We start from the raw sequence: 10,835 nt of genomic DNA on the forward strand, positions 1-10,835 counted from the left end.
CCATGAAATTCGCCTTCCTCGCCGACCCGCTCGACCATTTCAAAACCTACAAGGACACGACCTACGCGATGATGGCGGAGGCCGCGCGCCGCGGCCACGAGATCTTCGCGTTCCAGCAGAAGGACATGGCCTTCGAGGCGGGGAAGGTGGTCGCCAATGTGCAGCGCATCGCGCTCACCGGCGACCCGAAGGACTGGTATCGCGCCGAGCCGGCCGCGGCGACCCGCCTGGATGCGTTCGATGCGGTGCTGGTGCGCAAGGACCCGCCGTTTAACATGGAGTACATCTACCTGACCTATCTGCTGGAAGTGGCGGAGAGCCAGGGCGCGCGCGTGTTCAACCGGCCGCAGGCGATCCGCAGCCACAACGAAAAGCTGGCGATCGCGCAGTTCCCGCAATTCACCGCGCCCACGCTGGTCACCAGCGACGCCGCACGGGTGCGCGCCTTCCATCGCGAGCACCGCGACATCATCCTCAAGCCGCTCGACGGCATGGGCGGCGCCGGCATCTTCCGCGTGAAGGAAGACGGCATGAACCTCGGCTCCATCATCGAGACGCTGACCGCGAACGGCGCGCATACCATCATGGTGCAGCGCTTCATCCCGGAGATCGTGCAGGGCGACAAGCGGGTGCTGCTGATCGGCGGCGAGGTGGTGCCGTACAGCCTGGCGCGCATTCCGCAGGGCGGAGAAGTACGCGGCAACCTGGCCGCCGGCGGGCTTGGCGTCGCGCAGCCGGTCACCGCGCGCGACCGCGAAATCGGCGAGGCACTGGCGCCGGTGCTTTTGAAGCGCGGCCTATTGCTGGTAGGATTGGATGTGATCGGCGATTACCTGACGGAAATCAACGTCACCAGTCCGACGTGTTTTCAGGAAATCAGCCAGCAGGCAGGCTTCAATGTGGCAGGCATGTTCATTGACGCCCTCGAACAACAATGTAAATAAGCGCCCGCATCGCACCGGCGAACAGCGGGGTAACGACGAACGCGTCGCTTGCCCAGGGATGGCACAGGCCTGCGCAGCCGACGGTTCACGGCCGGAACAGACATGGTAGGAATTCTTCTTTTGACGCATGCGCCGCTCGCCAATGCCTTCATGGAGGCGGCGACGCATGTCTTTCGCGCGCGCCCGGAGCGGATGGAGGCGATCGACGTGCGCGCCGACCAGGACACCGCCGAAGTCAACCGCATCGCGCAGGATGCCATCCTGCGTCTGGACGACGGTTCCGGCGTGCTCGTGATCACCGATGTGATGGGGGGCACGCCGTCCAACTGCACGCTCAAGCTGTGCAACCCCGGGCATATCGAAGTGATCGCCGGGATCAGTCTGCCGATGCTGCTGCGGGCGCTGACCTACCGCAACGATACGATCGACGTCGTCGTGGAAATGGCGCTCGCCGGCGGGCAGAGCGGCGCCGTGCGAGTCGACAACCGGGTGCGGCTGTCGCCGAACTGAGCGCGCCGACTGAATCGACCGAACCGAACATCAGGGCTGGAAGAAAAAAAATGATTCAACAGGAAATCGAAATCATCAACAAGCTGGGCCTGCATGCGCGCGCGTCGGCAAAGCTCACGCAGCTGGCAGCGAAATACAAGAGCGAAGTCTGGCTCACGCGCAACGCCCGGCGGGTGAACGCGAAGTCCATCATGGGGGTGATGATGCTGGCCGCGGGCAAGGGTGCCAAGGTGCTGCTCGAGACTGACGGCGCCGACGAGAAGGCGTGCTTTGACGCCCTCGTCGAGCTGATCCAGAATAAGTTCGGCGAAGGCGAATAAGCCTTCCGCCACCGACTCGCGCGCATACAGAATGGCATCGTTTACGCTTCATGGAATCCCGGTTTCACGCGGCATCGCGATCGGCCGCGCGCACTTGCTCGCGCCGGCCGCGCTGGACGTCAAGCATTACCTGATTCCGCGCGAGCAGGTGGAGGATGAAGTGCTGCGCCTGCAGCGCGCGATCGCCACCGTCCACAAGGAGCTGCAGATCATCTGGAACGAGCTGCCGAAAGATTCTCCGGCCGAACTCGGCGCCTTCATTGACGTGCATGCGCTCATCCTGTCCGACCCGATGATCGCGGAAGTGCCGCTGGAAATCATCCGCACCCGCAACTACAACGCCGAATGGGCGCTGGTCACGCAGATCGACGAGCTGTCGGCGCAGTTCGACGAGATCGAGGATGCCTACCTGCGCGAGCGCAAGAGCGACATCCAGCAGGTCGGCGAGCGCGTGCTCAAGGTACTCACCGGCAGCGCCGTCGCGCTGCCGCACAGTGACAATGACGAGGACGCGCGCCGTATGATCGTGGTGGCGCACGATATCTCGCCGGCCGACATGCTGCAGTTCAAGGATCGCGCATTCGGCGGCTTCGTCACCGATCTCGGCGGGCAGAATTCCCATACCGCCATCGTCGCACGCAGCCTCGACATCCCGGCGGCGGTCGGCATGTCCCATGCATCGACCCTGATCCAGCAGGACGACCTGGTCATCATCGACGGCGACGCCGGCGTGGTGATCGTCGATCCGTCGCCGGCCGTGCTGGAGCAGTACAAGGAACGGCAGCTGCGCATCCTGCGCGAGCGCAAGAAGCTCGGCAAGCTGAAGAAGACGCCGTCGGTGACCAAGGACGGCACCGCGATCACGCTCCTGGCCAACATCGAACTGCCGGAAGACTGCCCCGCCGCGCTCGAGTCCGGCGCGATGGGCGTCGGCCTGTTCCGTTCGGAATTCCTGTTCATGGGGCGCGTCGGCACCCTCAACAAGCTGCCGACCGAGGACGAACAGTTCGAATCCTATCGCCAGGCGGTGGCGGCGATGAAGGGTCGGCCGGTCACCATCCGCACCCTCGACATCGGCGCCGACAAGCCGATCGACCCGTCCGGGCAGACCTCGCTCAATCCGGCGCTCGGCCTGCGTGCGATCCGCTTTTGCCTGGCCGAGCCGCAGATGTTCCTGCAGCAGCTGCGCGCGATCCTGCGCGCCTCCGCCTACGGGCCGGTGAAGCTGCTGATCCCGATGCTTGCGCATGCGTTCGAGATCGACCAGACGCTGGCGATGATCGAGCAGGCGAAGGCGCAGCTGCGCGATCAGAACCGCAAGTTCGACCCGCTGATCGAGGTCGGCGCGATGATCGAGATCCCGGCGGCGGCGCTGACGCTGCCGATGTTCGTCAAACGCATGGATTTCCTGTCGGTCGGCACCAACGACCTGATCCAGTACACGCTGGCGATCGACCGCGCCGACCATGAGGTGGCGCACCTGTACAACCCGCTGCATCCGGCGGTGCTGTACCTGCTGGCGAGCACGATCTCGATCGGTTCCAAGGCCGGCGTGCCGGTGTCGGTGTGCGGCGAGATGGCCGGCGACACCCGGCTCACCCGCCTGTTGCTCGGCATGGGGCTGCGCGAGTTTTCAATGCATCCGACGCAGATCCTGTCGGTGAAGCAGGAAATCCTCAACACCGACCTCAACGCGATCACCGCGCAGACCCGCAAGATCCTGCGCACGATGGAGCCGGCGGCGATCCAGGCGGCGGTGGAGCAGCTGCGGGAGCTGTAAGCGGCAGGGTTGGCAGCTTGCCAGGCTTGCCGTACGGTTTGACTGCCGGAACTGCTTTGGTTATTCTTATGCAATGCGCCGATTTGATAATCAGCTTGCGGGCGCGTAATAAATACGGCTAAAGCGTGCTTGCAACTGAAGCCCCGAACTAGCCCGACAAGCTGAACGCTTTCGGGCTTTTTTGTTTTCCGGCGCCGGCTCTGCATGCAGGGCGGCCGCCGCTTTCCGGATACCTATGTCAACCATCGGAATCGTTTCGCCGCAGTCGATGCATTTCCCGGAGCCGCTGCCGCTGCGCAGCGGCGCCTCGCTGTCCGATTACACATTGATGTACGAAACCTACGGCACACTCAACGCCGACCGCTCCAACGCGGTGCTGATCTGCCATGCGCTGAACGCGTCGCATCACGTCGCCGGCGTGTACGAGGGCGTGGACGGCAGCAGGAATGTCGGCTGGTGGGACAACATGGTCGGGCCGGGCAAGCCGGTGGATACCAACCGCTTCTTCGTCATCGGCGTCAACAATCCCGGCTCCTGTTTCGGTTCGACCGGGCCGATGCACATCAATCCGGCCACCGGCAAGCCCTACGGCGCCGATTTCCCGGTGGTGACGGTGGAGGACTGGGTACTGGCGCAGGCAAGGCTGGCCGACCGCCTCGGCATCGGGCAGTTCGCCGCGGTGATGGGCGGCTCGCTCGGCGGCATGCAGGCGCTCGCATGGAGCATCATCTTCCCGGAACGGGTGCGTCACAGCATCGTGATCGCATCCACGCCCAAGCTCTCCGCGCAGAACATCGCGTTCAACGACGTCGCGCGTCAGGCGATCCTGACCGATCCCGACTTCCACGGCGGCGACTACTATGCGCATGGCGTGGTGCCGCGGCGCGGGCTGCGGGTGGCGCGCATGGTCGGCCACATCACCTATCTGTCGGACGACAGCATGGCTGAGAAATTCGGCCGTTCCCTGCGCAACGGCGATTTCCAGTTCGGCTACGGCATCGACTTCGAGATCGAGTCCTACCTGCGCTACCAGGGCGACAAGTTTTCGGAATACTTCGATGCCAATACTTATCTGCTGATCACCAAGGCGCTCGATTATTTCGACCCGGCGCGCGGGCATGGCGACGATCTCGCCGCCGCGCTCGCCGGCACCCGCTCGGAATTCCTGCTGGTGTCGTTTACCACCGACTGGCGCTTTTCCCCGGAGCGCAGCCGCGAAATCGTGCAGGCGCTGGTGAAGAACAAGCGCCGCGTGAGCTACGCGGAAATCGACGCGCCGCACGGCCACGACGCCTTCCTGCTGGAAGACCCGCGCTACATGACAGTGGTGAAATCCTATTACGACCGCATCTGGCATGACATGAACGGGGGACGCGCATGAACTTCCGCGAACTGATTACCCACCGTCCCGATCTCGCGTTCATCGCGCACTGGGTGCGCAATGAATCGCATGTGCTCGACCTGGGCTGCGGCGACGGCGTGATGCTGGAGTATTTGCAGTCGGACAAGCGCTGCCTCGGCTACGGCGTCGAAATCGATGACGGCAAGATCCCGCTGTGCGTCAACCGTGGCGTGTCGGTGATCCAGCAGGACCTGGAGGCGGGGCTGGCAATGTTTGTCGATAATGCCTTCGACACCGTGCTCTGCCTGTCGGCGCTGCAGATGATGAAGAACGTCGAAGGCATCCTTGCCGATATCGCACGGGTGGGGCGCGAAGCGATCGTATCCTTCCCCAACTTTGCACATTGGCCACACCGCCTGGCGCTGCTGCGCGGGCGCATGCCGGTGTCGAAATCGCTTCCCTACGAATGGTACGACACGCCCAACGTGCGTTGCGCCACGATCAAGGATTTTGAGGAACTTGCGAACCGGGTGGGACTCGAAGTGCTCGAATGTGTTGCGTTGCAGGATGGAAAGCCTGTTACGTTCCTGCCGAACTGGCGCGGCAGCCTTGCCGTGTTCCGACTCCGTAAAAAGATCGCTGCATGATGGCCCCGCCGCTTCACGCCGGCGGGCGCATCGATGACCTGACCACAGCCCGGCCGCCGCATAATGCAGCGCGCGGCCGTCTGCCTGAGCCGCGCCGGCATCCTGCTGCCCGGCTGGAAACCGCCAACCTGGAATAGCCGGATGAGCAAAAAAGAAGAAGATCACAAGGCGGGAACGCGCATCCGCGACGCCTTCCTGCACCCGTCCGCATGGACCATGTTCTTCTTCGGCTTCGCGTCCGGGTTGCCGTTCCTGCTGGTGGCCGGCACGCTCGCCTACTGGCTGAAGGAAAACGGCATCACCCTCAAGGACATCACGATGATCGCCAGCGCCGGGCTGGCGTATTCCTTCAAGTTCCTGTGGGCGCCGCTGATCGACCGTTTGCACCTGCCGCTGCTGGGACGGCTCGGCCAGCGCCGCAGCTGGCTGCTGCTGGCTCAGGTGCTGGTCATGGCCGGCCTCGGCGCGATGGCGTCGATCACGCCGTCGCAGCTCGGGCTGTTCGTCGGACTGACGCTGATGGTCGCCTTCGCCGGCGCCACCATGGACATCGCGGTAGATGCCTATCGTATCGAGATCGCGCCGGTCGAGGCGCAGGGCGCGCTGGTGGCCACCTATTCGCTCGGCTACCGGCTCGCCCTGATCGTCACCGGCGCGCTGGCGCTGGTGCTGGCCGATTACACGGTGTGGCCGAACGTGTACCGGGTGATGGCGCTTTGCATGCTGATCCCGATCGTCGTCAACCTGATGGCGCGCGAGCCGGATGTGCTGCGCGTCAGGGCGCAGAGCTGGGGGGAGGGCCTGCGCGAGGGCGTGGTCGAGCCGTTTGCCGACTTCTTCCGCCGTTTCGGCGGCCGCGTCGGGCTGCTGATCCTGCTCTTCATTCTGCTTTTCAAGGTCTCGGACCAGGCGCTGGTCGGCGGCATCATGGGGCCTTTCTACCTGGACCAGGGTTTCACCAAGACACAGATCGCTGCCGTTTCCAAGGTTTACGGCATCTGGGTGGGCATTGGCGGCGCCTTTCTCGGCGGCGTTGCAGTGGCGCGCTGGGGTGTGGAGCGGGCGCTGCTGGCGGGCATCGTGCTCGGCGCGGCAAGCAACTTGCTTTACCTGGCACTGATCGGCGCCGGCGGCGATATCCGCATGCTGACCCTGGTCATTTCCGGGGAAAACCTGGCGCAAGGGCTGTTGGGAACCACTGCGGTGGCCTACCTGTCGGCATTGGTAAACCAGCGTTACACCGCCACCCAGTACGCGCTGTTCAGTTCGCTGATCACGCTGCCCGGAAAGGTGCTGGGATTTTATTCCGGCCGCATCGTGGAGGCGGTTGGTTACGCGCCGTATTTCTGGATTACCACGCTGGCGATCGTACCCGCCGTGGCACTGTATTTCTGGCTCCTGCCGCGCGTCCGGCTGGAAGGGGACGCGGCTGGGAGATAATGACGCGTTGCGGGCGATCGGCATGCCCGCGTGACCCTACGGAAAGGGCTGGCCATGAAACAATTGATTCCGATTCTGCTCGCGGTATTTTCGCTCGCCGCGGCCGCGCCTGTGGCAAACGCGAAGGACGAAGTCAGTCCGGATGGCGTCAAGGTCGAAAAGATGTCGCCGCTGCGCAAGCTCGTGCCCGAGGGGGAGCTGGAGGCGGCAGCCTTGCAGCAGTATGTTGCACTGAAGCAGCAGGCCGGGCAGCAGGGCGCGTTGCTGCCGGAAGACCATCCGCAGGTGCAGCGCCTGCGCACCATCGCCAAAAAACTCATCCCGCATGCGCAACGCTGGAACCCGGCGGCCACTGACTGGAAATGGGAAGTCAATCTGTTCGACGTCGATCAGGTCAATGCCTTCTGCATGCCAGGCGGAAAAATCGGCTTTTTCAGCGGCATCCTCAGCGACCTGAAGCTGACCGACGATGAAGTGGCGGTGGTGATGGGGCATGAAATCGCGCATGCGCTGCGCGAACACGGCCGCGAGCGGCTGGCAAAGTCCAGCGTCACCAATGCCGGCGCCAAGCTGCTTGGCTTCGGCCTGTCCGCCCTGCTGGGCATCGATCCCAACCTCACCGACACCGCGGCCGGCGTCGGCGCCAACCTGGCGATCCTGAAATTCTCTCGCGGCGATGAAACCGAAGCCGACCTGGTCGGCCTGGACATTGTCGCCCGTGCCGGCTACGACCCGCGCGCCGGCGTGGCGCTCTGGCAGAAAATGAGCAAGGTCAGCCGGGGCGCGCCGCTCGAATGGCTGTCCACGCACCCCGCGGGCAAGACCCGCATTGCGGAGATGCAGAAGCACATGCCGGCCGTGATGCCGCTGTACGCGAAGGTCAAGGGGCTGCCGCAGTCGAAGCTGCCGCCCTACACCAGCAATGTGAAGACGATCGCGCCTGTCCCTTGACGCGGGTCAGCTGCCGAGGAAGGCCGACGCGCCGGCGTACTCGATGGTCAGCGGCGCGTGGTCCGAGAAGCGCTGGTCCTTGTAGACGGCGGCCTTGCTCGCCTTGGCGGCAAGCCCGGGCGTGGAGATGTGGTAGTCGATGCGCCATCCGACGTTGTTCGCCCAGGCCTGGCCGCGGTTGCTCCACCAGGTGTAGGCGTCGCCGGTCGTTTCCGGATGCAGCGTCCGGTACACATCGACCCAGCCGGCCTCGCCCAGCACGCGCGACATCCACGCCCGTTCCTCCGGCAGGAAGCCGGAGTTCTTCTGGTTGCTCTTCCAGTTCTTCAGGTCGATTTCCTTGTGCGCGATGTTCCAGTCGCCGCACAGCACCACTTCCCGGCCGCAGGCGCGCAGCGCTTGCAGGTGCGGCAGGAACACCTCCATGAAGCGGAATTTCGCCTGCTGCCGCTCCTCGCCGGAGGAGCCGGACGGGCAATACACCGAGATCACCGACAAGTTGCCGAAGTCGCACTGCACATAGCGTCCTTCCGCGTCGAATTCCGGGCAGCCGAAACCGGTCCGGACCGCGTCCGGCGCAAACTTCGAATAGATGCCGACGCCCGAATAGCCCTTCTTCTCCGCATAGTGGAAATGGCCCTGGTAGCTGCCGGGCACGAGGAACTGCGGTGTCATGTCGGCCGCCTGCGCCTTCAGTTCCTGCACGCAGACGAAGTGCGCGTCCTGCGCTGCCATCCAGTCGAAAAAGCCCTTTTTCGCGGCGGAGCGGATGCCGTTGAGGTTGGCGGAGACAATCTTGAGCATGGTTTGGAGGGGCAAGAAAAACGAGCGGCTAGCATACCCGATTGGAAGGAAAATTGTGGCTGCCGGAATGGTGGCGCCGGATGTGGTTGCCATTACAATGCCAGCTTGCCCGGCGCCTGCGCCGGTTGTCAAATTATTCATGTCGAGGACATCTTGAGTAACCTGCGCCAGGAATTCATCGAGTTTTCCGTCAATGCCGGCGTGCTGCGTTTCGGCGAATTCATCACCAAGGCGGGCCGCACCTCGCCTTACTTCTTCAATGCCGGCCTGTTCAACGACGGCGCGACGCTCGGCCGGCTGGCCGACTTCTACGCACAGACGCTGCTCGATTCCGGCGTCGAATTCGACATGCTGTTCGGCCCCGCGTACAAGGGGATTACGCTGGCCGCCGCGACCTCGGTCGCGCTTGCGCAGAAAGGGCGCAACGTGCCGTTCGCGTACAACCGGAAAGAGGCAAAGGACCATGGCGAAGGCGGCACGATGGTGGGCGCGAAGCTGCAGGGCAAGGTGGTGATCATCGACGACGTGATTTCCGCCGGCACCTCGGTGCGCGAGTCGGTCGACCTGATCCGCGCCGCCGGCGCCACCCCGTGCGCCGTGCTGATCGCGCTCGACCGGATGGAAAAATCCGGCAAGGACGGCGCGTTGTCCGAACACTCCGCGGTGCAGGAAGTCACCAACGCCTACGGCATGCCGGTGGTATCGATCGGCAACCTCGCCGATTTGCTGGAATATATTTCGAAGGCAGGCGCCAACCCGGACCTGGCGCGCTACAAGGATGCGGTCGCCGCTTACCGGAGCCGCTACGGCGTGGCGTAGCGCATCCCAGGGCTTGCATCACCGCAGGTTCACCGCGCGCGCCGCTTCGGGGCCGGGCTCGTCCCGCGGCTTGCCGAACCCGCTGCGCACAAGCGTGACGATGCCGGTGCAAACGAACAGGCTGCCGACCAGGATCAACGGCGCCAGCGCCTGCGCGGCGGGTTCGGTCCACATCTTGTGCACCCCGACCGACGGCACGAAGGCGATAAAGGTCGCCAATCCGGTCCAGATGCCGGCGCGCTCGCGCGCCAGCAGCAGCCACAAACTGGCGATTGCGAGCGCCGCGATGGCGCCCAGGTACGGCCCGCGCGCGCTCGGCGGGTGCGGCTCCTTCCCGACCAGCATGGCAACGAACATGACGATGGCCAGCAGAAGCAGGCCGGCCATGCATGCAGTGGCAAGATGCGGTGTCTGACGCAGTTTCATGACCTGTCCCTTTCTGATGTGGTGACAGCCCATGCTAGACGCCGGGAAGGCCCCGTGCCTTAACAAATGATCAGCGTCCGGCCTTGATCCGGCGGCGGATTCTCGACAGGGACACGTCGGTGAGCCCCAGGAAACTGGCCAGTTGGAACAGGGGAATGCGCGCGGCCAGCGACGGCTGGCTTGCGCAGAGCTGCCGGTAGCGGGCGCCGCCGTCAAGCACGAGCAGGTCGTGTTCGCGTTGCAGTTTCTGCGTGACCAGGCCGGCGAGCAGCCGTGCGCGCAGCGGCTCCCACATGCCTTGCGCCGACAGCGCCGTCCGGAAATCCTCGACGCGCGCCTGCCACGCCACCGTGCGCTCCAGCGCCGAGATCGCAAACAGCGACGCCTGCGATTCCATCTCATGCGTCAGCGGGAAGATGAGCGCGCCTTCCGCATGGAAGTTCTTGTTGAACTCCTTGCCGTCGCCGCGCACGACATGCATCCGGACCAGGCCCTGTTCGATCAGGAATGCCTGCTTCCAGATTTCTCCCTGGCGAAGCAGCGTCTCGCCCTTCTCGTAGATGCGCGCCGCAAGAAGTCCGTCGAACAGGGCTGCGGTGTCCCGGTCCTCGATCTGCAGCGCCCGCATGAGCAGCGGCCCCGACGCCGCCGCCCTTTCGGTGCAACGCGGCAGCGCCTTGTCCATTGCCGGCGGGGAGGCACCCATCGGGGCGCTTACGCAGCCAGTTTCTTCTTCAGCAGCTCGGTCAGCTGCGCCGGATTCGCCTTGCCCTTGGTCGCCTTCATCGCCTGGCCGATGATCGCGTTAAATGCCTTTTCCTTGCCGGATCGGTATTCCTCGACCGACTTCGC

13 protein-coding genes are annotated in these 10,835 nt (G+C 64.3%); 9 read left to right on the plus strand and 4 right to left on the minus strand.

All coding sequences use genetic code 11. The annotated features are described in order from the left end of the window. The first annotated feature begins 2 nt into the window (after positions 1 to 2). The 8 genes from gshB to VEC01_RS07470 all read left to right on the plus strand — a co-directional run bounded on the left by gshB (position 3) and on the right by VEC01_RS07470 (position 7,934). On the plus strand, positions 3 to 944 hold the full coding sequence (gene gshB, locus VEC01_RS07435; protein ID WP_324900168.1) for a glutathione synthase: 942 nt from the start codon (positions 3 to 5) through the stop codon (positions 942 to 944). A 102-nt stretch (positions 945 to 1,046) separates the two neighbouring features. Next, positions 1,047 to 1,454: a PTS fructose transporter subunit IIA gene (locus VEC01_RS07440; RefSeq protein WP_324900169.1), complete on the plus strand. Its 408-nt coding sequence runs from the start codon at positions 1,047 to 1,049 to the stop codon at positions 1,452 to 1,454. A 50-nt stretch (positions 1,455 to 1,504) separates the two neighbouring features. Beyond that, positions 1,505 to 1,774 (plus strand): HPr family phosphocarrier protein, encoded by a 270-nt coding sequence (locus tag VEC01_RS07445; protein WP_324900170.1) that lies wholly within the window; start codon positions 1,505 to 1,507, stop codon positions 1,772 to 1,774. Between the two features lie 31 nt (positions 1,775 to 1,805). Then, positions 1,806 to 3,554, plus strand: a complete 1,749-nt coding sequence (gene ptsP / locus VEC01_RS07450) for a phosphoenolpyruvate--protein phosphotransferase (RefSeq protein WP_324900171.1) — start codon at positions 1,806 to 1,808, stop codon at positions 3,552 to 3,554. Between the two features lie 235 nt (positions 3,555 to 3,789). Beyond that, positions 3,790 to 4,935 carry a homoserine O-succinyltransferase MetX gene (metX, locus tag VEC01_RS07455; protein WP_324900172.1) on the plus strand — a complete coding sequence of 382 codons (1,146 nt, stop codon included), beginning with the start codon at positions 3,790 to 3,792 and terminating at the stop codon, positions 4,933 to 4,935. Further along, positions 4,932 to 5,543, plus strand: a complete 612-nt coding sequence (gene metW, locus VEC01_RS07460) for a methionine biosynthesis protein MetW (RefSeq protein WP_324900173.1) — start codon at positions 4,932 to 4,934, stop codon at positions 5,541 to 5,543. The genes metX and metW overlap by 4 nt, the downstream gene beginning before the upstream one ends. A 141-nt stretch (positions 5,544 to 5,684) precedes the next feature. Next, a complete protein-coding gene (locus VEC01_RS07465) occupies positions 5,685 to 6,983 on the plus strand; it encodes an AmpG family muropeptide MFS transporter (protein ID WP_324900174.1) in 1,299 nt (432 codons plus the stop codon). 54 nt (positions 6,984 to 7,037) lie between these two features. Beyond that, entirely contained in the window at positions 7,038 to 7,934 is an 897-nt protein-coding gene (locus tag VEC01_RS07470; protein WP_324900175.1) for a M48 family metallopeptidase, read from the plus strand. 6 nt (positions 7,935 to 7,940) lie between these two features. Here VEC01_RS07470 and VEC01_RS07475 read toward each other — a convergent pair whose 3' ends face one another. Then, complete coding sequence (locus VEC01_RS07475; RefSeq protein ID WP_324900176.1) at positions 7,941 to 8,738, minus strand: exodeoxyribonuclease III; 798 nt, start codon at positions 8,736 to 8,738, stop codon at positions 7,941 to 7,943. Positions 8,739 to 8,891: 153 nt separating this feature from the next. Between VEC01_RS07475 and pyrE the strand changes: the two genes are divergently transcribed. After that, complete coding sequence (gene pyrE / locus VEC01_RS07480; protein ID WP_324900177.1) at positions 8,892 to 9,557, plus strand: orotate phosphoribosyltransferase; 666 nt, start codon at positions 8,892 to 8,894, stop codon at positions 9,555 to 9,557. Positions 9,558 to 9,575: 18 nt separating this feature from the next. On the opposite strand, the gene VEC01_RS07485 is transcribed toward pyrE, so the two are convergent. The 3 genes from VEC01_RS07485 to VEC01_RS07495 form a co-directional block, all read right to left on the minus strand. Further along, positions 9,576 to 9,983, minus strand: a complete 408-nt coding sequence (locus VEC01_RS07485; RefSeq protein WP_324900178.1) for a hypothetical protein — start codon at positions 9,981 to 9,983, stop codon at positions 9,576 to 9,578. A gap of 70 nt (positions 9,984 to 10,053) precedes the next feature. Then, positions 10,054 to 10,689: a Crp/Fnr family transcriptional regulator gene (locus tag VEC01_RS07490; RefSeq protein ID WP_324900179.1), complete on the minus strand. Its 636-nt coding sequence runs from the start codon at positions 10,687 to 10,689 to the stop codon at positions 10,054 to 10,056. Between the two features lie 8 nt (positions 10,690 to 10,697). Further along, positions 10,698 to 10,835 (minus strand): hypothetical protein (locus VEC01_RS07495; protein WP_324900183.1); only part of this gene is annotated, 138 nt, incomplete at its 5' end.

It is taken from the genome of Noviherbaspirillum sp., from assembly GCF_035627455.1.
Classification (GTDB): Bacteria; Pseudomonadota; Gammaproteobacteria; order Burkholderiales; family Burkholderiaceae_D; genus Noviherbaspirillum.